The organism is Halomonas colorata (genome assembly GCF_014897985.1).
Lineage (GTDB): Bacteria > Pseudomonadota > Gammaproteobacteria > Pseudomonadales > Halomonadaceae > Vreelandella > Vreelandella colorata.
Map to the genome: position 1 here is coordinate 26,557 of NZ_JABUZA010000035.1, position 22,841 is coordinate 49,397.

The 22,841-nt window shown below is 54.6% G+C and carries 17 protein-coding genes and 2 tRNA genes; 10 read left to right on the forward strand and 9 right to left on the reverse strand.

The window, feature by feature from the left end; translation table 11 throughout:
• The first annotated feature begins 36 nt into the window (after positions 1 to 36).
• Complete coding sequence (locus tag INT33_RS15630; RefSeq protein ID WP_193092341.1) at positions 37 to 1,164, forward strand: phospholipase D-like domain-containing protein; 1,128 nt, start codon at positions 37 to 39, stop codon at positions 1,162 to 1,164.
• A gap of 25 nt (positions 1,165 to 1,189) precedes the next feature.
• Here the strand turns inward: INT33_RS15630 and INT33_RS15635 are convergent, their stop codons facing one another.
• Positions 1,190 to 1,858 carry a YecA/YgfB family protein gene (locus tag INT33_RS15635; protein WP_192539147.1) on the reverse strand — a complete coding sequence of 223 codons (669 nt, stop codon included), beginning with the start codon at positions 1,856 to 1,858 and terminating at the stop codon, positions 1,190 to 1,192.
• Between the two features lie 69 nt (positions 1,859 to 1,927).
• On the opposite strand from INT33_RS15635, the gene INT33_RS15640 reads away from it, so the two are divergent.
• From INT33_RS15640 to INT33_RS15650, 3 genes are all read left to right on the forward strand, one after another.
• Entirely contained in the window at positions 1,928 to 2,509 is a 582-nt protein-coding gene (locus INT33_RS15640; RefSeq protein WP_193092342.1) for a SprT family zinc-dependent metalloprotease, read from the forward strand.
• Positions 2,510 to 2,678: 169 nt separating this feature from the next.
• Positions 2,679 to 4,628: an acetate--CoA ligase gene (gene acs / locus INT33_RS15645; RefSeq protein ID WP_192539149.1), complete on the forward strand. Its 1,950-nt coding sequence runs from the start codon at positions 2,679 to 2,681 to the stop codon at positions 4,626 to 4,628.
• A 272-nt stretch (positions 4,629 to 4,900) separates the two neighbouring features.
• Entirely contained in the window at positions 4,901 to 5,563 is a 663-nt protein-coding gene (locus tag INT33_RS15650) for a LuxR C-terminal-related transcriptional regulator (protein ID WP_193092343.1), read from the forward strand.
• Between the two features lie 218 nt (positions 5,564 to 5,781).
• On the opposite strand, the gene INT33_RS15655 is transcribed toward INT33_RS15650, so the two are convergent.
• From INT33_RS15655 to INT33_RS15670, 4 genes are all read right to left on the reverse strand, one after another.
• Positions 5,782 to 9,723, reverse strand: coding sequence for a hybrid sensor histidine kinase/response regulator (locus INT33_RS15655; protein ID WP_193092344.1), 3,942 nt, complete (start codon positions 9,721 to 9,723; stop codon positions 5,782 to 5,784).
• An 89-nt stretch (positions 9,724 to 9,812) separates the two neighbouring features.
• Positions 9,813 to 10,334 (reverse strand): hypothetical protein, encoded by a 522-nt coding sequence (locus INT33_RS15660; protein ID WP_193092345.1) that lies wholly within the window; start codon positions 10,332 to 10,334, stop codon positions 9,813 to 9,815.
• A gap of 103 nt (positions 10,335 to 10,437) precedes the next feature.
• Positions 10,438 to 12,219, reverse strand: a complete 1,782-nt coding sequence (locus INT33_RS15665) for a sodium:solute symporter family protein (protein WP_193092346.1) — start codon at positions 12,217 to 12,219, stop codon at positions 10,438 to 10,440.
• A gap of 6 nt (positions 12,220 to 12,225) precedes the next feature.
• A complete protein-coding gene (locus INT33_RS15670) occupies positions 12,226 to 12,486 on the reverse strand; it encodes a DUF4212 domain-containing protein (RefSeq protein WP_018916307.1) in 261 nt (86 codons plus the stop codon).
• A gap of 683 nt (positions 12,487 to 13,169) precedes the next feature.
• Here INT33_RS15670 and INT33_RS15675 point away from each other — a divergent pair.
• From INT33_RS15675 to ttcA, 3 genes are all read left to right on the forward strand, one after another.
• Entirely contained in the window at positions 13,170 to 14,981 is a 1,812-nt protein-coding gene (locus INT33_RS15675; protein WP_193092347.1) for a DUF294 nucleotidyltransferase-like domain-containing protein, read from the forward strand.
• Entirely contained in the window at positions 14,978 to 15,631 is a 654-nt protein-coding gene (locus INT33_RS15680; protein ID WP_318782775.1) for a 3'-5' exonuclease family protein, read from the forward strand. The genes INT33_RS15675 and INT33_RS15680 overlap by 4 nt, the downstream gene beginning before the upstream one ends.
• Positions 15,632 to 15,739: 108 nt before the next feature.
• Complete coding sequence (gene ttcA, locus INT33_RS15685) at positions 15,740 to 16,651, forward strand: tRNA 2-thiocytidine(32) synthetase TtcA (RefSeq protein WP_193092348.1); 912 nt, start codon at positions 15,740 to 15,742, stop codon at positions 16,649 to 16,651.
• Here the strand turns inward: ttcA and fnr are convergent.
• The 4 genes from fnr to INT33_RS15705 form a co-directional block, all read right to left on the reverse strand.
• Positions 16,638 to 17,390: a fumarate/nitrate reduction transcriptional regulator Fnr gene (gene fnr, locus INT33_RS15690; protein WP_192539155.1), complete on the reverse strand. Its 753-nt coding sequence runs from the start codon at positions 17,388 to 17,390 to the stop codon at positions 16,638 to 16,640. The two genes, ttcA and fnr, sit on opposite strands and share 14 nt — an antisense overlap.
• A 62-nt stretch (positions 17,391 to 17,452) precedes the next feature.
• Entirely contained in the window at positions 17,453 to 18,880 is a 1,428-nt protein-coding gene (gene hemN, locus INT33_RS15695) for an oxygen-independent coproporphyrinogen III oxidase (RefSeq protein ID WP_193092349.1), read from the reverse strand.
• Positions 18,881 to 18,958: 78 nt separating this feature from the next.
• Complete coding sequence (locus INT33_RS15700) at positions 18,959 to 19,714, reverse strand: sulfite exporter TauE/SafE family protein (RefSeq protein WP_193092350.1); 756 nt, start codon at positions 19,712 to 19,714, stop codon at positions 18,959 to 18,961.
• Positions 19,711 to 21,516, reverse strand: a complete 1,806-nt coding sequence (locus tag INT33_RS15705; protein WP_193092351.1) for a heavy metal translocating P-type ATPase metal-binding domain-containing protein — start codon at positions 21,514 to 21,516, stop codon at positions 19,711 to 19,713. The genes INT33_RS15700 and INT33_RS15705 overlap by 4 nt, the downstream gene beginning before the upstream one ends.
• A 314-nt stretch (positions 21,517 to 21,830) precedes the next feature.
• Between INT33_RS15705 and INT33_RS15710 the strand changes: the two genes are divergently transcribed.
• The 3 genes from INT33_RS15710 to INT33_RS15720 all read left to right on the forward strand — a co-directional run bounded on the left by INT33_RS15710 (position 21,831) and on the right by INT33_RS15720 (position 22,839).
• Positions 21,831 to 22,541, forward strand: a complete 711-nt coding sequence (locus INT33_RS15710; RefSeq protein WP_193092353.1) for an alpha/beta fold hydrolase — start codon at positions 21,831 to 21,833, stop codon at positions 22,539 to 22,541.
• A gap of 88 nt (positions 22,542 to 22,629) precedes the next feature.
• Positions 22,630 to 22,705: transfer RNA gene (locus INT33_RS15715), tRNA-Val, on the forward strand.
• Positions 22,706 to 22,765: 60 nt separating this feature from the next.
• A tRNA-Asp gene (locus tag INT33_RS15720) sits at positions 22,766 to 22,839 on the forward strand.
• Positions 22,840 to 22,841: the final 2 nt, after the last annotated feature.

Here is a 22,841-nt window from a genome sequence, read left to right on the forward strand (position 1 = left end):
TTGCTGATCAAGGACGCCCATAAGGAGCAGGACACTATGCAGTATCAGCCTCAAACATGGCACGAGGGCAACCGGTTTAGCCTACTGCCCGAGGCTTCGCGTTTCTTGCCTGCCATGTTCGACGCCATCGACAATGCAAGCCACTACGTAATGGTAGAGCTTTACTTGATGGAGTCGGGAGAGCTTGCCGACCAGCTTATAGCAGCGCTTGGTAAAGCCGCCCAGCGTGGCATCAGCGTTTACTTGCTGCTTGATGGCTTTGGTGCCATGGGGCTTGCCAGAAAAGACCGTGAGCGGCTTCTGGATGCTGGTGTAGCTCTACGGTTTTTCAATCCGCTGGGGCTACACTCGCTGGCTCGCAACCTGAGTCGTGACCACCGTAAGATTGTGGTCATTGATGGCGACGTTGCCTTTACCGGTGGCTTTGGCGCGGTAGATAAATTCTTAAAGGCATGGTACGAAATTGCCGTGCGTATTGAAGGGCCGGTGGTTGCCGATTGGGAGGCGCTGTTTCGGCGGCTATGGCGTTCGCGGTTAACGCGTGCCGACGACAAGCGTTCTCCAGAATCCCTTCCCAAACAGCGCAAAGCGATGGCGTTTGATGATGGCGCCCCGGGGCGCGCAATGCAGGGCAGAGGCTATCGTTATCAAGCAATTCGCCACTCGCTTTATCGACAGGTGGGTAGGGCTCAGAACCGTCTCTGGTTATGTACGCCTTACTTTGTGCCTACCTTCGCATTGCGCCGCCGCTTGGCTCGTGCAGCCAGGCGTGGGGTTGATGTACGTCTCTTACTTCCTGGCTCCAAGCATGACCATCCCAGCGTGCGTTATGCCGGGCAGCGCTTCTACCAGGCGATGCTGAAAGCGGGCGTGCGCATTTATGAATTCCAGCCCACGTTCATACACGCCAAATTCATACTCGCTGACGAATGGGTGAGTATTGGCTCATGCAATTTCGATCATTGGAATTTGCACTGGAATCTGGAAGCTAATCAGGAAGCCATGGATAAAGGCCTTGCCCAAGACGTGCAGACGATGTTCGAGCGTAATTTTTCGGCCAGCAAAGAAGTACTGGCCGAAGAGTGGGCTGCGCGCCCCTGGACCCAGCGTGTTTTTGAGTGGGTGTTCGGTACCCTGGACTCAGTAATTACCCGGCTTAAGTAAGGGGCCGCATAACGCGGCCATTTACCTAGCGGCGCTTTTGGCCCTTGGCGGGCGTCTTTTTGCGCGGTTTGGGCTTAGGCGTTTCCGGCGGGACGCGGTAGTGCAAGTACAGATCAAGCACCAGTTCTGGCAATTGCTCTACCAGCGTCTCCTGGCGTGCGCTATCGCTTGCCATCTCGGCCATGTCGGGCTCGTCATCAAATAGCCCGGAAAGCAGCATAAAGGGTAAAAGCAGCGTCGCCGCGGCTTCTTCATCGTCCTGGAACCAGGCGCTTTCGTCGCTGAAGACGCCTTCCATAAAGCCCGCGCACCAGTCGCCGATAGGCGTTTCTTCCGCAGGCAGGCCGTCCAGGGTTAACTCAAAGGGCAGTTCGGGAAGTCCGCCTTGCTCGAGTACCGCCATCGCGTTATCGCGCAGTAGCGTCAACAGGTTAATGATTTCATCGCGCTCGCTATCATCGGCATAGCGCGGTTCGCCTTGAAACAGCTCAGCAAGCCACTGTGCTGGCGATACTTCGCTGGGCGCGACCGCTAGCGCCACCAAAAAACCGTGGGCCGAGATCAGGTCCAGCGCGTCCTCGTCTACTTGCTCGGAGTCGAGGAAGTCATCCAGCCTATCGAGCTGCTCATCGGTAAGCAGTGGCTGAGGAGGGGCGGTGTCTGGCGCGTTTGAATCGTCGGGGCGCTCTGCCATAGCAAGCCTCATGGGTTGAGTCGTTTAAAAAATGATACTAATGGGGAACGATCTTTTAGGCATTCATTAATGACAAGTTTATCACTAATAGGCGCATCGCTAACGGGTGTATCGCCGCTGCCGCCCTGGCCGAACGATGAGTTGGAAGCTTTGTGTTTAGAAGCCCTGCAGCAAGCCGCTGTTGAGCGTGCTGAACAGGCCTGGGAGCGCTGCCTTGAGGTTTACCCACAGCTGCCGCGTCCAGACATCTGGTTTGATTTAAAAGGTGCGTCGGCAGGGCAGGCTCACCTGGGGCGGGGCGGCTTACGCTTCAACCTCATCTTGCTCAGTGAAAATCGCAGCGCTTTTTTTGATGAAGTCATTCCCCATGAGATGGCTCACTGGCTGGTCTTTCACCTGCGCGATGGGCAGCGCTTAAAGCCGCACGGGCGCGAATGGCAAAGCGTGATGCGCAATCTGTTTGGTCTGGTGCCTCAGGTTACCCATCGCTTTAATACGCAAAAGGCCCAGCCTGCGCCTTATCGTTACCAGTGCGGCTGTCGTACCCATCAGTTGACGGCCAGACGCCATGGTTTAGTCAAAAAAGGCCGCGGCTATCGTTGTCGCCATTGTCAGCAGATGTTGGTCTATACTTCATGTTCAAAGCCGTAGGTTGCTTCTAGGTTGCTGTTTTTAAATTAAAAATTGCTAATACCAATGTCTAAGAGGAAGGTGTCTAAGGGAGGTTTATGCTAGGGGAACATTTAGTGGTGTCGGGGCAACCAATAATAATACCGACTACATTCCTATTGAGAGTGCGTTTCCACGGACAGAGGCAACTATGAGCGAACATCAAAACGTCTATCCGGTGCGCGATGCTATCGCCGCCAATGCCTGGGCCGATAAAGATAAATTCACGGCCATGTACCAGCAGTCTAAGGATGATCCCGAAGGTTTCTGGGCGGAACAGGCCAAGCGTCTTGACTGGATAAAAGCGCCGACCAAGATCAAGAACACCTCTTTCAAACGCGATAACGTGGATATCCGCTGGTTCGAGGATGGCGTGCTCAACGTAAGCGCGAACTGCCTTGATCGTCATCTGGAAAAGCGTGGCGACCAGACCGCGATTATCTGGGAAGGCGATAACCCTGACGAATCCAAGCATATCAGCTATCGCGAGCTGTACGAGCGCACCTGTCAGCTGGCTAATGCCCTGAAATCACTGGGTATCGAGAAAGGCGATACGGTAACGCTGTACATGCCGATGATTCCGGAAGCGGCCATGGCGATGCTTGCCTGCGCACGGATTGGCGCGGTTCACTCGGTAGTGTTTGGCGGCTTCTCGCCGGACGCGGTGGCTCAGCGGATTATTGGTGCCGATTCCAAGTTGATCATTACCGCCGACGAGTCCGTACGCGGCGGCAAGCAGGTGCCGCTCAAGGAGAACGTCGATTCAGCACTGACCCGCGACGGCACCGATGTCTGCAAGAACGTACTGGTGGTGAAACGCACCGGCGGTGATATTGACTGGGTTGAGGGCCGCGATCTCTGGTTCGATGAGCTGGTCGATCGACAGCTACCCGAGTGCACCGCCGAGCCGATGGGCGCCGAAGACCCGCTGTTCATTCTGTATACCTCAGGTTCCACCGGCGCGCCCAAAGGCCTCAAGCACACCACCGGTGGCTACTTGACATATGCTGCCATGACCCACCAGTACGTGTTCGACTACCAGGATGGCGAGGTCTACTGGTGCAGCGCGGATGTCGGCTGGGTCACCGGACATAGCTATATCGTTTACGGGCCGCTTGCCAATGGCGCGACCACGCTGATGTTTGAAGGCGTGCCAAGCTATCCGACCCACGGTCGCATGGGTGAGATCGTCGATAAGCACAAGGTCAACATTTTATATACCGCACCGACCGCTGTGCGTGCCCTGATGGCCCATGGCGATAACGTCATGGATACCAGTTCGCGCGATAGCCTGCGTCTGCTCGGCTCGGTAGGTGAGCCGATCAACCCGGAAGCCTGGGAGTGGTTTTACCGCGTGATCGGTAATAGCCAATGCCCGATTGTGGATACCTGGTGGCAGACCGAAACCGGCGGCATCATGATTACCCCGCTGCCTGGCGCAATCGACCTAAAACCCGGTTCAGCCACGCTGCCTTTCTTTGGTGTACAGCCGGCACTGGTGGATAACGAAGGCCATCTATTGGAAGGCGCCACTGAAGGTAATCTGGTGATTCTGGATTCCTGGCCGGGGCAGGCACGCTCAATCTGGGGGGATCATGAGCGTTTCGTGCAGACCTATTTTGCGACCTATGATGGCATGTACTTTACCGGCGACGGCTGCCGCCGTGATGAAGACGGCTACTACTGGATTACCGGACGCGTTGATGACGTATTGAACGTATCAGGCCACCGTATGGGCACCGCTGAAATTGAGTCCTCGCTGGTCGCGCACTCAGCCGTTGCCGAAGCCGCGGTCGTAGGCTTCCCTCACGATATCAAGGGCCAGGGTATTTATATCTATGTGACCTTGAATGACGGCATCGACCCCACCGATGAACTCAAGAAAGAGCTGTCGCTTTGGGTGCGTAAAGATATTGGGCCAATTGCGTCTCCCGATGTGATTCAGTGGGCGCCGGGGTTACCCAAAACGCGCTCGGGCAAAATCATGCGGCGTATTCTGCGCAAAATTGCTGCCAACGAATGTGATGGTCTGGGTGACACCAGTACCCTGGCAGATCCGTCGGTGGTTGACGAATTGATTGAGCATAGAGCCAATCAATAGTAGCTTACTACTCAGTGGTTTAAGCTCACTGAGCGCTACCCGACTTGATAAGCGTCAGCCAACAAGAGCGTCGATAGCAGCATACCGCGCTTAAGCGTTGGAGTGCCGGCCACAGAGCCGGCACTGTTGCGTTTAAATGGGTGACATAATGATGACAAAATATGCATGTATACTTGGGCAACAAGAAGCCCTGGGGTACCATGCGTTGACCGTATGAGCCTAGCGTCGTAGCGGCAAGTAATTCCGCTGCACGAGGAACCGGAGGAATATCCATGGCAGTAGCCCATAAGTTTATCGTTGCAGACGACCATCCGCTGTTTCGTGCAGCGCTCACACAGGCCTTGCGCCAATTAGCCCCCCAGGCTGAGATTGTCGAAGCCGACACCATGGAAGCCACAACGGAAGTGGTAAATCGTCATCCCGATGCCGATTTGATTTTGCTGGATTTACATATGCCCGGCGCCCACGGTTTTTCCGGGCTGATTCAATTGCGTGGCCAGATGCCGGATATCCCGGTAGCCGTCGTATCGGGCAGCGACGTGCCTTACGTTGTCCGCCGGGCGATCGACTACGGTGCCTCGGGGTTTATTCCCAAATCATCTTCGCTTCAGCTGATTGCCGAGGCGGTAGGCGAAATTCTGCAGGGCGAAGTCTGGCTGCCGGAAGCGCTGGCCAACGTACTGGAAGAAACCAGCGAGGAAGAGTCGCGGTTTGCTGAAGCAATTGCCTCGCTAACCCCACAGCAGTTTCGCGTTTTGAACATGCTGACCGAAGGTCTACTCAATAAGCAGATCGCCTACGAGCTTAATGTTTCCGAAGCGACCATCAAGGCCCACGTAACGGCCATTTTGCGCAAGCTTGGCGTGCATTCACGCACCCAGGCCGTTATTGCCGCCCAGAAGCTGGAAGTCGAGCCGCCTAAAGTCGTGTCATAAGCGCCTGCGCTTATGAAAAAACCTCGCTTACGTTGACCGTAAGCGAGGTTTTTTCTTTATACAGCTCTTTACGGCTTAGGGTTTGTACGAAAAGTCGCTGAGCGAAGGCCAGGCAAGGCAAAAATCAGCGAAAAAAACGGAGTTTACAGGTGTAAATGAGTATTTTGAGCTGATTTTTAACGCCGTATGGTCGAGCGCAAGCAGTTTTCGTGCAAAGCTTAGACATTTGCCCGGCTGGCTTGCAGTGTTCGGGTCAAGAGCGCCCGCAAGGCGGCCGGTTTTACTGGTTTCAAAAGCAGCTGATACCCATCGCGTTTAATCTCTTCGGCTACGGCTTCCGTTCGGTCGGCAGTAATTACAATGCCGGGCACCGCGCCGGATAGACGTTCACTAAGCGCTTCCAGGGCCATCAAACCGGTGACTTCATTGTCCAAGTGATAATCGGCCAGAATCGCGTCGGGGTCACCGTCCATATTGCGCAGTATCGATTTAGCGCCCCCAATGCTGGTCGCGGTAAACACCTCGCATCCCCAGCCGCTCAGCATGGCTGTCATGCCTTCCAAAATGAGCGTTTCGTTATCGATACACACGATCCGGGTACCGGCAAGCTTATTACCGCTGCGCCGGCTTGATGGTTCCTGTTCGTCTGGGCTAATTTCCCTGGCGGCAACGATAGGAACGCTGACTGAGAATACGGTGCCACGGCCTTCCCAGGAACGCACCTTGATAGGGTGGTCGAGCACTCGGCTCATCCGGTCGGCAATCGAAAGGCCCAGGCCCAGACCCTTTTCACTCTCTTTATGCCGCGATACCTGATCCAGGCGACGAAACTCCTGGAATATTTCCGTCAGCTTGGATTCCGGAATACCCGGGCCGCTGTCCCATACTTCGATCACCAGCCGGTCACTTTGACGGCGGCAGCCTAGCAGCACGCGGCCATCCTGGGTGTAGCGGATGGCGTTGGATAAAAAGTTCTGCACAATCCGGCGAAGCATCTGCGGGTCAGAGTCGACCCACTGGTGGGTAGGCACTACCTCCAGGTCAAGGCCGCGGTTGTCGGCCATCACCTCAAATTCAGCGCGCAGCGGCCGGAAAATATCCGCCAGGGCAAAGTGGTTGCGGCGAGGTGTCAGGGCGCCGGCATCCAGTTTGGAGATATCCAGCAGCGTGCCGAGAAGCTCTTCAGCGGCCTGCAGCGAATTATCGATATGTCCGATGGTGCGCTGAGTATCGGGGGCGGTCACGTTTTGCATCAAAGCCGAGGTAAACAGCCGTGCGGCGTTTAACGGCTGTAGCAAATCGTGGCTCGCGGCAGCCAAAAAGCGGGTTTTGGAGGCGTTGGCGTCTTCGGCTAGCTGTTTGGCTTGGCGCAAGGCTTGCTCAGCCTCGGCCCGTACGCGGTTCTCCTGACGCAGCGCGGCGTTAGCCTCGGACAGCGCCTGGGTACGCTCACGAACGCGCTCTTCAAGCGTTTCGTTAGTTTCTTTAAGGGCAATTTCCGCCCGGCGTCGCTCGGTAATATCCTGATACAGCGCAAAAAAGCCGAGAATCGATTGGCTATCGCCAAAGTGAGGCGTATACGTCACCAGCATATAACGCATGGCATCATTGACGCGCATGGCGACCTCAAAACTCACCCGCTCCCCGGCCAGCGCACGTTCGACCCAAGGGCTGCGTTCTTCCGCCTGTTTTAGCGAGAGCACGTCTTCAAAGCGTCGGCCAATGACCGCATTACGATCAATGCCGAATGCCTGCTCATAGGCGCGGTTGGTAAATAGGTAGCGGCACTCTTTATCAAAATAGGCGATCAGCGCAGGGACGTTATCGGTGTAAATACGGATATTGTTTTCCGAGCGAATTAGCGCTTCTTCAATGCGTTTTTGCTGGGTAATATCCTGATAAGTGTAAACAAACCCGCCGCCGGGCATAGGGTTACCCTGTACCTCCAGTACGCTGCCATCCTGGCGGTAGCGAACATAGCGATGGGGGTGGCCATCGCGAATGTTGTCCAGCAGCAGCTGAACATGTTCTTCCGGATCGCCGGGGCCATACTCGCCATTATGCGCGTTGTAGCGGAAGATACGATCAATCGGCGCGCCCACGCGGATAAGGTGATCGGGGAAGCGAAACAGCTCAAGATAGCGCTGGTTCCAGACCACCAGGCGCAAGTTTTGGTCGACAACGCTGATGCCCTGGTTGATGTTCTCTATCGTGGCCTGCAGCAGGGCACGGTTAAATTCCAGTACCTGGGATGCTTCATCGACAATCGAGATAACATCGGAAATGCCGATACCGCGCCCTTGAAGAGCAGAGTTGACCACAATACGCGCCGATGAGGCGCCAAGTACCGAGGCAAGGAAACGCTCGGTAAACTGAATAATATCAATGGAGGCTCGGGTGCTGTTGTCCAGCGGCTTGCCGGTCCGGCGGGCGTAATCCTCAAATGCCCGATCGACTTGCCCGGCGCCCAGAAAGCGTTCACACAATACTTTAAGATCGCCCACCGTTGTGGCACCGGTCCAAGGGCGGTTAACCGAGGTTTGGCGGGTTTCAACGCTGTCGACAAATAGCGAGGCCTGAATACGCTCCACTACACGCTGCGAGGTCACCTGGGAAATAAAGATATAGCAGAACAGGTTAATGCCCAGCGATAGCATCACGCCGTGGGTAAAGCTGTCGCCCAGGTTCAGGCCAAAAAGCCCCGTCGGGGAGAGCCAGTGAATACCTGTCGGCCCGCCAGCTAGCCACTCTTGAGGCAGTACGCCAGCATTGATCATTGCGGGCATCAACAGGCTATAGGCCCAAATGGCAAAGCCCGCGTTCATGCCTACAATAACGCCTAGGCGGTTACCGCGTTTCCAGTAAAGGCCGCCAATAACCGCGGGTGCAAACTGAGCGGCGGCAGCAAACGAAAGCATGCCGATAGAGGCAAGCGAGGTGAACTCGGCAATCAGCCGGTAGAAGCCGTAGGCCATCGCCAAGACGACGGCAATCGTGATGCGGCGCGTGCGCAGTACCAAGCGCCCATAGTCGCGCGCTTTGGTATCAAACCAGCGCAGCCGGAACAGCGCGGGAATCACGATTTCATTGGAGATCATGATGGATACGGCGACCGCCGCCACGATCACCATGCCGGTCGCAGCCGAAAATCCACCAATAAAGGTCAGCAGGGTTAGCCATTGATGGCCGGACTGCATGGAAAGCGCCAATACGTAGGTATCGGGTTCCACGCCGGTTTCTGAAAAGAGTAACAGCCCGGCTGCTGCCAGCGGCACGACGAAAAAGGCGATGGCAAACAGATAAAGCGGGAACAGCCAGCGGGCTTTGGTGGCATCGTCAGGGTGAATGTTCTCAACCACGGCGACATGAAACTGCCGGGGAAGACATAAAATGGCCAGCATGGCGAGCAGTGTCTGTGCCCAGAAGCCGTGTCCAAAATCCTGATTCGCCAACTGGCGCTGAAGTTCAAGCTGGCTGTCGGCATGGCTCATCAACTCGCCCAAACCGCCGAACATGCCCCAGGTAACATAAGCCCCTAGCACCAAAAAAGCTAACAGCTTGACGATCGATTCAAACGCGACGGCATGAATCAGGCCTTCGTGGTGTTCGGTCGCATCGGTGTGGCGAGTACCAAATAAAATCGCAAAAACCACCATCACGATGGCAACGTAAAACGCTGTGTCGCCAAACAGCGGCGCACCGACGGCATCATTGGCTTCGGTCAGCACACTAAACGTGGTCGATACGGCTTTAAGCTGAAGCGCGATGTAGGGAAGGGTACCGACTAGCGCTACTAAGCTTGCAAACGCCGCAAGCGACTGGGTTTTGCCGTAGCGCGAGGCGATAAAATCCGCAATGGAGGTGACGTTTTGGTGCTTGGCGACGCGGATCATCTTGGCCAGCACTGGCCAAAAGAGCAAAAACGTCAGAATAGGGCCAACAAAAATACTCGCAAAAGACCAGCCTGCTGTAGCTGCCTGGCCCACCGCCCCGTAAAACGTCCAGGAGGTGCAGTAAATTGCCAGCGCCAGGCTATAGATCAGGGGGCGCCGACGGCTGGCGCCGTGGGTACGTGCACGGCGGTCACCGTACCAGGCAATACCGAATAGAATCGCAATATAAAGCAGTGATACTGCGACCAGTAGCCCACCGTGAAACATGCCTATTCCCCCACCAACGTTTATCTCGCCCAGCGAGCAGCGCGTACAAAGAGCCTCATTCTAGGCGAAGACGAACACTTACGTCTCGCTTAGGCGCTAGCGAGTCCGCACACGGTGGTTAATAGCGGCGATGTTTCGCGCAGTCGGCGAAGCTCGCTCAGCTGTGCTTCTCCGGTGGCGTTATTTAGTGGTATCAGCTCGCGGCTGTCGCAGTTTAGAATGTAGGGTTGGGTGATGAGGATATCGGTATGGTGGCGCTCGAACTGATACAGAATAAATTCCACCACCGGCGTTTCATCAATCTCACGGGCAACGATATTGTCGCTATCGACAACGCTAAACTTGGTGGTCATGGGAAAAGCAAACGTCCAGGGACGCCATACGGCGCTTGAAGTATCGCTTGAAATGACAATGGCGGTGTCAGGCAGCTGTGCCTGCTTGTGTTCAAACCATGAATACTCCACCTGGATTTGATAGCCCAGCATGCCTAGTCCACCGCATACCGGCACAATCCATTTGGGTAGCCGTTTGCGGCTAAGAGTTCTAAGGATCAGCCCAATGCCGGCGGCGGCAAGCCCGGCAAATACTGCGGCGATCAAGTGCCATATCATAAAATATCCTTTCTGAAAGTCATCGGGCCTCCCTTAGGAGGCCCGATGGTCACTTTTGATTCCAAAGCAGTCTGTTGCGACAAGCCGAGGAAATGATTATGGCTTAATGATCGACCGCTGCACCAGCACCTTTTGGATAGCGAACGCTTTCCACCAGCTCCTGAATTTCCCGCGGCGGTGCGGCTGTCACGCTGGAGACTGCAAAGGCAACTGCGAAGTTGATCATCGCACCTACCGCACCGAAGGAGAGTGGTGAGATCCCCAGAATCCAGTTATCCGGAGTATTGGCCAACGTGTTGGTGCCTGGGATAAAGAACCAGCCCAGATAGGTGAAGATATACAGCAGCGTACAGATCAGGCCTGCCAGCATACCGGCAATCGCGCCCATGTTGTTCATGCGGGTCGAGAAAATACCCATCATCAACGCCGGGAACAGCGAGGCACCGGCAATACCGAAGGCCAATGCTACCGTTTGAGCCGCAAAACCGGGTGGGTTCAAGCCCAGGTAAGTGGCCAGCAGGATGGCGCCACCCATGGAGATCCGGGCTGCGAGCATCTCTCCTTTTTCGGAAATCTTCGGATTGATCATGGTCTTGATCAAGTCATGACTGATTGCCGAGGAGATCGCGAGCAGAAGACCAGCCGCCGTTGAAAGGGCCGCAGCAATACCGCCAGCCGCGATTAAACCGATGACCCAGCCTGGCAGGTTAGCGATTTCCGGGTTAGCAAGTACCAGAATATCGTTGTTAACCGTCAGCTCGTTGCCTTCCCAGCCACGATCAGTGTAATCAGTTGCATCGTTATAGAACTGAATACGACCATCGTTGTTAACATCATTGAAGGTGATTAGCCCAGTATCTTCCCAGGTGCGGAACCACTCCGGACGCTCTTCGTAGAGAATGGGATTTTGTGCGGCTTCGTCATAGTTTTCAACCTGACCAGCCATTTCAGGGTAAACCGTGGTCATCAGGTTAAGGCGTGCCATGGAGCCCACCGCCGGCGCCGTCAGGTAGAGCAGGGCGATAAATACCAGCGCCCAGCCTGCTGACCAGCGTGCATCAGCTACCTTGGGTACGGTGAAGAAGCGGATAATAACGTGAGGAAGGCCTGCGGTACCTACCATCAGTGAAAGCGTGAACAGCACCATATTCAGTTTATTGTCTACATCGGCGGTGTAGTCCTGAAAGCCTAGTGCGCTTACCACGTCATCGAGCTTCTGCAGTAGGGGAATACCCGATTCGGTATGTGTGCTGAACATGCCGAACATGGGGACTGGGTTGCCGGTAAGCTGGAAGGCAATAAACACCGCAGGAATGGTGTAGGCCACGATCAGAACGATGTACTGAGCGACCTGAGTGTAAGTGATCCCTTTCATGCCGCCGAAAACGGCATACAGGAAAACGATCAGCGCGGCGAGCCAGATGCCCCAGGTGTTGCTGACTTCCAAAAAGCGCGAGAAGGCAACGCCCGCACCGGTCATTTGACCGATAACGTAAGTCACTGACGCTACAATTAAGCACACAATGGCGACTAAACGGGCGGTATTGCTGTAGAAGCGGTCGCCAATAAAGTCAGGCACGGTGAACTTGCCAAACTTACGCAGATACGGGGCCAGCAACATGGCTAGAATAACGTAGCCGCCGGTCCAGCCCATCAGGAACGTGGAGTTAGCATAGCCACCGGAGGCCAGAAGACCCGCCATGGAAATAAACGAGGCTGCCGACATCCAGTCTGCGGCTGTTGCCATGCCGTTGGTAATCGGATGAACGCCGCCACCGGCAACGTAGAAGTCCTTCGTGGATCCCGCACGCGCCCAAATCGCGATACCGATATACAGGGCGAAGGAGGCGCCAACGAACAGTAAGTTAATTGCAAACTGGCTCATACTGGCTTACTCCTCAAGACCATATTTTTTATCGAGCTTATTCATTCTCCAGGCATAGAAGAAGATAAGCACAATGAAGGTAAGAATGGAGCCTTGCTGAGCAAACCAGAAGCCCAGGTCTGTCCCCCCGACTGGAATGCCCGCCAACAAAGGACGAAACAGAATTGCACATCCATAAGAAACGAATGCCCAAACAATCAGGCACCCGAAGATTAAGCGGACGTTGGCTTTCCAGTATTCAGCAGCATTAGATTTGTCGTCTGCCATTGTGTTGCTCTCCACTTGTTTTTTAAGGATTGGAAAGTTCACTAGGAATAGCGTTTGGCGCATCAGGGTAATGGCACACCAAAATCACTTGCTTCTTAGTTGTCATTTTTAGTCTGTTGCTGTTTAAGCTAGTTGATCTCTTAGTGTTTGGGTAAGTTTTAATTAGCCATATGCAATTACCCTGAATGATACATGGTTAATACTGGACAATAATCGCTAAAAAATAAATCCCAGACTTTGGTATCACTACTGCTTTTAAGGTGGTTTCCTAGTTTTTAAGTCGATGAAAATAAAAATTTTTATGATGCTTTGGCGGTAAGCTACTCTGTCCTTGGACAATGGTCTAGTGTTTGGCTAAAAGATAATGTTTGCTACTTTGAATAGATGGTTTGATATTGATAGTTATATGCTTAAAAAAGCACTACTTTAGTCGTTAGAACCAACGTCGAGTCGACGTTGGAATAATAGCTAAAGGTATATAGCGAAAGGGTGGTTTTAACCACTAAGTAGCATGTTTTTATAAAGCTGTTTGCTGAGTACGGTATTTATGTTCACCGTCTAATAATAACAAGCGACATACGGGTTTTGAGGTTGCCTGCTGCAATGGCTATCTCAATGCCATCATCGTTGGTGTACTTCTGCCAGCTTGCTGTATGAGCTTTTGTTGTGTGAGGTCAGGCCTGATGGTTGATGTTGAGCTGTCCCAACTGCCGTTTACGCTACTCGATGATGAAGGGCGTGACTTCGTTCGCCGAGGTATGGATCTTGCTTATTTTGATCGTGATGAAATTATTTTAGAAATGGGCGCTACGGGCGAGTACGTATTTCTGGTACATAGAGGTGACGTCGCTGAGATTGACCCCACCTTACCCGCTGCCAGCACCGTTATTGGGCACTACACGGCAGGTGATCTATTCGGCGCCATCAGTATTTTAAATGGAAAAAGCCGCTATCGCTTCCAGGCCGAACATGAATGCTTGTGTTATCTCATGCCCAGCGCTCTGTTTATGCAGCTGTGTCGGCAGTACCCATCCTTTGAGCAGTTCTTTAGGCAGTCGCTTGCCCATAAGGCACGCCTATTAACCGAAAAGCGCGCCGACGGAGGCGTGACCATGGCGGGCTTCATGTTAGCCAAGGTCGGTGAGTGTATGCGTGAGCCCCTATTGATGGATGCCTCAACCGATATCGCCGGGGCGGTAAAAAAGCTCAATGACAGCCATGCCGATAGCCTGCTGGTCAAAACTCAAGACAAACTGGGCATGGTTACCAAAACCGACTTGCTCAATGCGCTAGTGCTAAAAGGCTGCACGCAGGCAACGTCATTGGATCAGATTGCCCACTTTTCATTGGTGACGGTGACCCCTGAACAGTATCTCTTTGAAGCATTGGTGTTAATGACCCGGCATAAAGTTACCCGGGTTGTCGTGATGGAGCAGTCGGTGCTCAAGGGCGTGGTTGAAATCACCGATGTCCTGAGCTTTTTCTCCAGCCGAAGCTACGTGGTGAGCCTACAGGTGGAGCAGGCCAACGATTTACAGTCGTTGTCGATGGCAAGCCAACGCACTCCAGAGCTGGTTCGGGCGCTAATGGCGCAAGGTGTCAAGCTGCGTTTTGCGATGGATCTTCTGGCAGCGCTTAATGGCCGGATAATGAGCAAGGCCTGGGAATTTATCATTAATGAGCAGCACCATCACGACAGCTGCCTAATGGTGATGGGCAGTGAAGGGCGCGGGGAGCAGATTCTTAAAACGGATCAGGATAACGGACTGATTTTAGATGACGATGCCCAGTGGCCCGGTGTGGCAGGTGATATGCAGCGCCTTACCGATACCCTGATAACGTTGGGCTACCCGCCTTGCCCCGGCAATATTATGGTATCTAATCCGCAGTGGGTTGCCAGCGTCTCACAATGGAAAAAACGTATCGCCAAATGGGCGCGCGAGCGCGATGGCGATAGCCTGATGAAGCTTGCCATTATGCTGGATGCCCATTCGGTCGCGGGAAATCCACGCTTGCTGGAAAGCGTGCGCGAGACCTTGTTTGAACGCTGTGCGGGAGATGAGATTCTGCTGTCCTACTTTGCTCGGCCGGCGCTGCGCTTTGCAACGCCCCTGACTCTGTTTGGCTCACTTAAAAAGCCTCAGCACGGCATCGATATCAAGAAAGGCGGCATCTTTCCGATTGTACATGGTGTGCGCACCATGGCGCTGGAACGACGTATTAATGTGACCTCGACCCAGGGGCGGCTGGAGGCGCTGGCTGATGATGGCCGCCTTGAACACCGGGTGGCCGATGACCTGGGCGAAGCGCTGGCGCTATTTACCGAGCTGCGTCTCAAGCAGCAGCTTAGTGAGCAGAAGGTTAGCGGCCACTCCAACCGCGTTGTGGTGCAAGAGCTATCATCGCTGGAAAGAGATGTGTTGCGTGAGTCGCTGCATATCGTTAAAGATTTCAAACAGCGCCTCTCCCACCGTTACCACTTAGAGTACTCATGAGCCGCGCTATGCAGGGAATCGACAAATACCTCACGCTGGTGGGGCGCTCGTTGCGGGCGTTATTCAAGCGTGAACGTGAACGTCGCCGCTATGCCAACTCTCCCTACGCCTGGTTATTCCAACCCTATATGGGTGAAGAGCTGGTGGCGTTGGCCTGTCAGGTGACGCCAGGAGAAACCCCCGTTTTAAGCTTTGCCGCTGTGGTATTGAATCAACAACAAATTCATACCAGCAGCGCCTGGGTGGCAACGCTTGCCGACCTGCAGGCCGCTGACAAGACGACGCTGCGTCGTCATCGAAAGCTTTATAATACCGAGACGGCATTATCGCCAAGTACCGATACGCTACGCGCGCTGGCCGAATTTATTGGCAATCGGCCGCTGATTGGCTGGCAGCTGGATCAGCAGTTGGCCGCCCTTAACAGCGCATTTAGAATCCACCTGGGGTTTGGGCTGCCCAATGCTCAGATTGATGTGGCCAAACTGCATCAGCGTCAGCTGCGTCGCCTACATCCGCTGGTCGAGTCACCTAGCCAGTTTTCCGAAGCGCTAGCATGTTGGCAAGTTCCTGCTACCTCGACAAGCGGTTTATTGGGCAAAGCCACCGCCAGCGCTCTGCTGTATATGCGCTTACAGCGTGATATGACGTAATCTGGTCAGCTTCTAGTATGCAGATAACGTGATTTTGCCAGTTGGGCGAAGGGCGGGAGTCTTGTTAGAATAGCCGCTGCTCCTTCTACCATTGGCAGTGCTTATATCATGCAACACCTCGATCATTTTGACCCCGCCACGTCGACCGCTGCGCAGGCGTGCGACCTATCGGGCCAGCCCGAGCCTGATGACGCCAAACAAAAGCGTGAATTCAATAAGTTGCAAAAGCGGCTGCGGCGTGAAGTGGGTAATGCCATCATTGATTACCAAATGATTAATGAGGGTGACCGCGTGATGGTCTGCCTGTCAGGTGGTAAAGACAGCTACACCATGCTGGAAATTCTGCGCAGCCTGCAGCGCAATGCGCCGGTAAATTTCTCGCTGGTGGCGGTCAATATGGACCAAAAGCAGCCCGGTTTCCCTGAGCATGTGTTGCCACGCTATCTGGATAAGCTCGGCGTGGAATACCACATATTGGAGCGCGACACGTACTCGGTGGTGAAGGAGAAAACCCCCGAAGGCAAGACGACCTGCGCGCTGTGTTCACGCTTACGGCGCGGATCGCTTTACGGGTTTGCTGAAGAGATTGGGGCGAATAAAATTGCGCTGGGCCATCACCGTGAAGATATTCTGGAAACGTTATTTCTGAATATGTTTTTTGGCGGCACATTGAAGTCGATGCCGCCCAAACTGCTCTCCGATGACGGTAAAAATATCGTGATTCGTCCGTTGGCCTACTGCAAAGAAGCCGATATTGCGGAGTTTTCCCGACTGATGGCATTTCCCATCATTCCCTGCAACCTGTGTGGTTCGCAGCCCAATATGCAACGTCAGGTCGTCAAGGAAATGCTTGCCGAGTGGGACAAGAAGCACCCCGGCCGCCTGGAAAGCATGTTCAAGGCGGTCACCAACGTTGCCCCTTCACAGCTGGCCGACCGTGAGTTATTTGATTTCCAAGGGCTTGAAGCCAAGCAGGAGGCGCTAATGGCTAGCCGCATTCAAACGTTTAATGTGAATTGATCGTTTGATCATCCTCTTCGCTAAGCGTAATCAAGCGCTGCATATCGAGGATATTGACCTCTCGCCCAGAGACGGCCACCACTTTGTGCTGCTGAAAGCGGCTTAAAATACGGCTGACTGTCTCGACGGCCAATCCCAGATAGTTGCCTATGTCGGCCCGGGCCATGGATAGCCGAAAGCTGTAAGGCGAGTAGCCCCGACGTCGAAAGCGTTCCGACAGCGTCAGTAAGAAGCTTGCCAGCCGTTGGTCGGCGGTCTTGCGCGATAAAAGCCGCATCATGCGCCGGTCATCGCGAAGCTCCTTACTCATACTGCGATACAGCTGGCCGCGCAGCTCAGGGAGTTCCTCGGAAAGTGAATCCAGACGATCAAACGGGATCTCGCAAATGGTCGTGGTTTCCAGCGCAATCACGCTGCCGGGATAGTGCTCTTCATCGATGCCGTCCAGGCCTACCAGCTCGCTTGGCAGAAAGAAATTGGTAAGCTGGTCGTTACCGTTACCCTCGCTGGTCACCTGCTTCAAGCTGCCCGAGCGTACCGCGTAGACACTGGTAAAGCGGTCACCTTGGCGAAAAAGCGGCTCGCCTTTTTTAAGCGGAGCCCGGCGCCGGATAATGGCGTCAAACTGCCCCATATCTTCAAGCTCAAGCGCGAGCGGCAGACACAGCGAGCTTAGGCTGCAGGTCTGGCAACGTGCCTCTTGCAGAAGCGCACGTCGTTGGCTTGCAGGTGGTGGCATTGAGTCTCTCCCAGGTTCCGTCTTTTTTGCTCAAAGGGTGTTGGCTACGCGCGCTCAGCCCGCTAGACCATTTTCGAATAGCGCTGGCCTGACTGCTCTGGCAAACAGGCATCAAACGCCATGGCTAATTGACGAACCAGCAAACGACCCATTGGCGTTGCGTTAAGCGTATCACCCTGGCGGATGATTAACCCATCCTGCTCAGCAGGGTGTAGCTGTTCTAACGCAAGTGAAAAATAATCGGCAGCATCAATCTGCCAGCGTTGGCTAATGGCGGCTAAATCCAGGCGCATATCGCACATTAAGCGTTCGATAACATCGGCCCTTATTAGATCATCCTTACTTAATCTTAGGCCTTTCACGGTCGCTAGTCGACCTTGGTCCAAGGCGTTTTCATAGCTGGCTAAGTCGACTGGGTTTTGCGCGTAGCTATCGCCTATATGTGAAATAGCCGATACCCCGAGCCCAATCAAATCGCATTTAGCATGGCTTGAATAGCCTTGGAAATTACGCTGCAGCGTCCCGTTGGCCTGGGCAAGCGCCAGGCTGTCTTCAGGCTTGGCAAAATGATCCATGCCGATATGCACGTAACCAGCGGCCGTTAGCATCTCGATGGTGGTACGCAAGATCGAAAGCTTTTCATCAGCGCCCGGCAGGTCGTCAACATTAATGCGCCGCTGGGGCTTAAACCTCGTGGGTAGATGCGCGTAGTTAAACACCGATAAGCGCGCCGGACTCAGCTCAATCACTTGCGCTAACGTCTCGGCAAAACTCTTTTCGGTCTGAAAGGGCAGGCCATAGATTAAGTCGAGATTGAGCGAACGAAACCCCAAGCGGTGCGCTTCATCCATCAGCGTTTCGGTAAGTACGCGCGGCTGGTGACGATTGATCGCTTTTTGAACGCGCGGATCCAGATCCTGCACGCCCAGGCTTAGGCGGTTAAAGCCCAATGACTGCAAATGGCGCAGGGTAAAGACATCGGCCTCACGCGGATCAATTTCGATTGCATAATCGCGGTCAGGGGCGTTTGAAAGCCCGAACCGGGCATCCAGGCGGTCGATCAGATCGCCCATCTGTGCCAGCGAAAGAAACGTCGGCGTTCCGCCACCCCAGTGCAGCTGTTTAACGGGTCGTGAAGTATCCAGGTGGCGCGCGGTGAGGACCATTTCACGGTCCAGGCGCGAAAGGTAAGGCTCTGCCAGCGCGGTGTTTTTAGTGGCGATTTTATTGCATGCGCAGTAAAAGCAAATTTTGCGACAAAACGGCACATGAACGTACAGTGAAAGTGGCCGCCGGCTGGCGTTGCTCTGCTCAAGCGCTTGAATCACGTTATCCGCTGTAAAACCTTCATGAAAAGCCAGCGCGGTTGGATAGGACGTGTATCGAGGGCCGCTTTTATCATAGCGGCGTAGTAACGCTTCATCCCAATGGGCGCTAGGCAATCCGGCAGGTGTAACGGGCAGGGAGGCCGCAGTGGCATGAACGGACATGGAAACGCCTCCGGTAGCTTAGAAATAAAACTCTACCTATAGCTTACCGTCGTTACTGCCAGAAAGTGTTGAGCTACGTCAATGATTGGTGTGCGAGTGGGAATGAGGTTGGGAGTCGGAGTGTGAGGGCGCGTGGTCGTGACCACCTAGGTGAGCATTGAGCGTCCATAGCTGCCATAAGGCAAAGGTAATAATGGTCAGCGCTGCTAGGGTTCGGGTCGCCGGGTGGCGGATAAGGTGGCTAAGTTTGTGAGCCGCTAGCCCAGTGGCCAGTAGCGCGGGCAGGGTGCCCAGACCAAAGGCCCCCATCAACAGCGCACCTTGAAGTGGCTGGGCGATTGCCAGGCTCCACGCTAGCATTGAGTAAACTAACCCACACGGCAGCCAACCCCATATAGCGCCTAGCGCAAACGCTTGGGGAAAATGGACTACCGGCATCAAGCGCCGCCCAACGGGTTCAAGGTAGCGCCATAAATGCTTTCCTACGGCTTCAACACGCAAAAGTCCCTTCCACCAGTTGGCGATGTAAAGCGCCATTAAAATCAGCATTAACGCCGCCAGCCCCTGCAATACCTGCCGGGCTAAAGGAGAAAGCGAAATCAGCGTGCCGAGAGCGGCCACTAAGGCGCCTGCAGCCATATAGCTTGTAATGCGGCCCAGGTTGTAGCTCAACAGCAGGCCGCCCATACGTGCTGGGCGGCGCATGCTGGGCGGTACGGCAAAGGTCAACGCGCTCATGATTCCCCCGCACATACCAATGCAGTGCGCGCCGCCCATCAAACCAAACACAAACGCGGCGATAAGCGGTGGAAAATCAAGCCCGGTCGGGTTCATAACATGCCTTTTGCGGCTGAAAGAGAAAGGCTGCGCGAAAAACATAGCGTATTGGCGACGACAGCGAGAACGCTAATCACAACACCCAAGACGGCTCCCAGCGGAGATAAAAAGCCCACCAGCGCTGCCAGGGTAAATAATATCAGGCTTATGCCTACGGCCAAGCCGCTGGTTTGGCGTATGCAGCGCTGCATGGCGCGGGCAATGGCAAGAGTCTCGCCGGCACAGGCCTTGCGAGGGCTAAAAATGACCACGTCAGGGTGGGAAGCTAAAGACTCACAGACATGCGCTGTTTGCGACAATGTCATCAGAGCGGAAGGCGTCTGTATTACCACGCCGCGCTTGCGCAACTGCTGGTAGCTGGCTACTAAGATCGCAGGATGCGCCATCGCCAACGCACAGAAACTACTCACTACCAGCATAGAGAGCAGGGTATCCAGCACCTCGGCTTTCCCAAGCCATCCGCCAATAGCTGTAACGCTTAAGCTCGCTATGAGTAAACGACTCACCCAGCGGTGCATGTTTTGCGCGTTGATCGCCGCCAAGGATTGCTCGCCCCAGGCAGCTTTAACCTGGGCGCTAATATGCGCGGTGCGAGTATCAGCGCCTACCAGGATTGCCTTGATGACCAGCGAATTTTCCAGGTTTCGACAGCCAGCCAGCACGTGATCGCCTACTTGGCGCGTTATGGGAAGCTGCTCGCCGCTCAATACCGATTCATCCAGGCTCGATGTCCCTTGCTCAATCGTGCCGTCAGCAGGAAGTCGCTGACCCGGTTTAACTACAACGTGATCGCCTGGAGCGAGTTCCCCTATTGGCAGGATTTTCTCGCAGCCATCGTGGTAAAGCCGAGTGGCCGACGCAGGAAGGGCGTCTTTGAGCGTATTTTGAACATGCCCCAGGCCTAGGGATGATTTAACGTAGCCGCCCAGCAGCAAGAGCGTTGTCAGCAGGGTAATAAAACCTGCGTAGTGCTCCCCAGTATGAAGCAGCGTTGCGTAGCCGCTGGCCAGGTAAGCGATGCTCAAGGCTAAACTGATAGGCACCGCCGGGCCGAGCAGGCCGCGCCGTATATCGACAAGCGCACGCCTGAAAAAAGGCGGTGTGGCGAATAGCATCAAGGCGGTGGCTAGACCAAGGGGCAGCCAGTGAAACAGCGTATAAGCATGCGGGTTAACGTTTTCTAATGCTGCACCGTTTAAAAAAAACGCTAGCAGAGTGATGCCGATAAGGTTTGCCCCCGAGATTCCCAGCCGCCAAGCATTTACACGCTTTTTATGCCGCAGGTGCTCTTGGGTGGGGTCGGGCTCAAACGGCAGAGCGCTGTAGCCGATAGTGGCAAGCTCGGCCAGTAGTTGAGAGAGTTTAAGCTGGTTGGCGTGCCAACTAACGCGCAGGCGATGATGGGATAAATCCACCGCGCTTGCGGTGATACCCTCAAGGGCATTTAGGCGATGCTCGATAAGCCAGGCACAGGCGTTGCAGGTAATGCCTTCGACCGCGAGGGTCGCGCTTAGCTGCTCAGTATCACTTTCTGACGTCACAAACGTTGCCTGACGTTCAGGGCTATCAAAGTGCGCCCAGGCATCGCTGTTAAGCGCCTCATTAACGGGTTTGCCGGGCAGGTCGGTACGCTGGCGGTAATAGCTTTCCAGGCCACCCTGTACAATGGCGTGCGCCACGGCTTCGCAGCCTGGGCAGCATAAAGGGTGCCCCGTTTCATCCAGCACAATTTGCCAAGGCGCATCGGCGGGTACGTGGCTGCCGCAATGGTAGCAAGAGGGGGCCGCAGGCGCTGTCATGACTTGGCTGACGGCTCTTGAGCTAAGCGCATCGTTAACGCGTTATCCAGCAATTATGTTTCCTTACAATGAGCGCTGCTTAACCGATGGGCAATCTATCCACAGGCCCTAATAGCTAACGTGTGAAAAGGTTAGCAGCATTGATGGGAAGGGCGCGAGTTTCGTCGTCATGCCTGCCTATCGCTTGATGATTTTTTTGCACCAACCCTAACGTGAAGGAGAGAGCGGTCGTGCCGAACGCTTACGCAGACTATGTTCCTATTCAACTTGACCAGTTGCCTGCTGCGCTGGCGCGGGAGGAAGCGTCTTGTTTTATGGTTGAGGGGTTTGGGCCACTTTCCGTCACCGGGCAGGCGCATATCGGGCGGCTTTTATGGGCGCATGGTGCTGGCGCAGGGCATCAATCGGGATTTATGCAGCATATGATCAATGCGCTTGCCGCCCAGGGCATTCAGGTCTTCGCGATTGATTTTCCGTACATGCAGCAAATGATGGCGCAGGGCAAGCGCCGCCCGCCGCCGCCTGTGACAAAAACGCTTGAGCATTTTGCGGCCTGGTACAAGCTGCTTGGGCCATTGGCTGACCAGCCGCTATGGGTGGGCGGAAAATCAATGGGCGGACGTATTGCGACTATGTTTGCAAGTACGGCATTTGCAAGTACGGCGTTTGCAAGTTCAGGGTCCACAAGTACGGAGTCCGCAAGCCAGCAAGTTTGCCCTGGAGTGATTGTGGCGGGTTACCCGTTTCATCCGCCTAAAGCGCCTGGCAAGCTGCGTTTGAGCCACTGGGCGGATATTCATTGCCCACTGCTAATTTTGCAGGGCGAGCGTGACCCTTTTGGTACGCGCGAGGAGGTCTCAGGCTACTCGTTAACGGCGCAAACCCAGCTTGAATGGCTTACCGATGGCGATCATGATTTCAAGCCGCGCCGTGCATCTGGATTAAAACATGAGTTTTTGATTGACGAAGCGGCCACACTTGCGGCATCCTTCGTCCGCGCTCATGGAACGCCTTCGGGAATGTGAGCAACGCGCTGGTTTAAATCACAAAGTTTAAACATAACGTGTTGACATTCAGGTAGGCTTCTGTAGAATGCAGCGCCACGTGACCAGCGGGTGGTTAGCTCAGTTGGGAGAGCACCAGCCTTACAAGCTGGGGGTCACTGGTTCGAACCCAGTACCACCCACCATCGAAAGATGGCCTGGAAACGTAAAGCAGTACCAAAGTAACATCAGCATGATGCAACAGCGGACCGGTAGTTCAGTTGGTTAGAATGCCGGCCTGTCACGCCGGAGGTCGCGAGTTCGAGTCTCGTCCGGTCCGCC

Coding starts and splice junctions, on each gene's coding strand:
- INT33_RS15640 (WP_193092342.1), top strand. CDS start 1,928: ATGACAAGTTTATCACTAATAGGCGCATCGCTAACGGGTGTATCGCCG.
- fnr (WP_192539155.1), bottom strand. CDS start 17,390: ATGCCACCACCTGCAAGCCAACGACGTGCGCTTCTGCAAGAGGCACGT.
- INT33_RS15670 (WP_018916307.1), bottom strand. CDS start 12,486: ATGGCAGACGACAAATCTAATGCTGCTGAATACTGGAAAGCCAACGTC.
- INT33_RS15655 (WP_193092344.1), bottom strand. CDS start 9,723: ATGTTTCACGGTGGGCTACTGGTCGCAGTATCACTGCTTTATATTGCG.
- INT33_RS15665 (WP_193092346.1), bottom strand. CDS start 12,219: ATGAGCCAGTTTGCAATTAACTTACTGTTCGTTGGCGCCTCCTTCGCC.
- ttcA (WP_193092348.1), top strand. CDS start 15,740: ATGCAACACCTCGATCATTTTGACCCCGCCACGTCGACCGCTGCGCAG.
- hemN (WP_193092349.1), bottom strand. CDS start 18,880: ATGTCCGTTCATGCCACTGCGGCCTCCCTGCCCGTTACACCTGCCGGA.
- INT33_RS15630 (WP_193092341.1), top strand. CDS start 37: ATGCAGTATCAGCCTCAAACATGGCACGAGGGCAACCGGTTTAGCCTA.
- acs (WP_192539149.1), top strand. CDS start 2,679: ATGAGCGAACATCAAAACGTCTATCCGGTGCGCGATGCTATCGCCGCC.
- INT33_RS15660 (WP_193092345.1), bottom strand. CDS start 10,334: ATGATATGGCACTTGATCGCCGCAGTATTTGCCGGGCTTGCCGCCGCC.
- INT33_RS15650 (WP_193092343.1), top strand. CDS start 4,901: ATGGCAGTAGCCCATAAGTTTATCGTTGCAGACGACCATCCGCTGTTT.
- INT33_RS15710 (WP_193092353.1), top strand. CDS start 21,831: ATGGTTGAGGGGTTTGGGCCACTTTCCGTCACCGGGCAGGCGCATATC.
- INT33_RS15680 (WP_318782775.1), top strand. CDS start 14,978: ATGAGCCGCGCTATGCAGGGAATCGACAAATACCTCACGCTGGTGGGG.
- INT33_RS15635 (WP_192539147.1), bottom strand. CDS start 1,858: ATGGCAGAGCGCCCCGACGATTCAAACGCGCCAGACACCGCCCCTCCT.
- INT33_RS15705 (WP_193092351.1), bottom strand. CDS start 21,516: ATGACAGCGCCTGCGGCCCCCTCTTGCTACCATTGCGGCAGCCACGTA.
- INT33_RS15675 (WP_193092347.1), top strand. CDS start 13,170: ATGGTTGATGTTGAGCTGTCCCAACTGCCGTTTACGCTACTCGATGAT.
- INT33_RS15700 (WP_193092350.1), bottom strand. CDS start 19,714: ATGAACCCGACCGGGCTTGATTTTCCACCGCTTATCGCCGCGTTTGTG.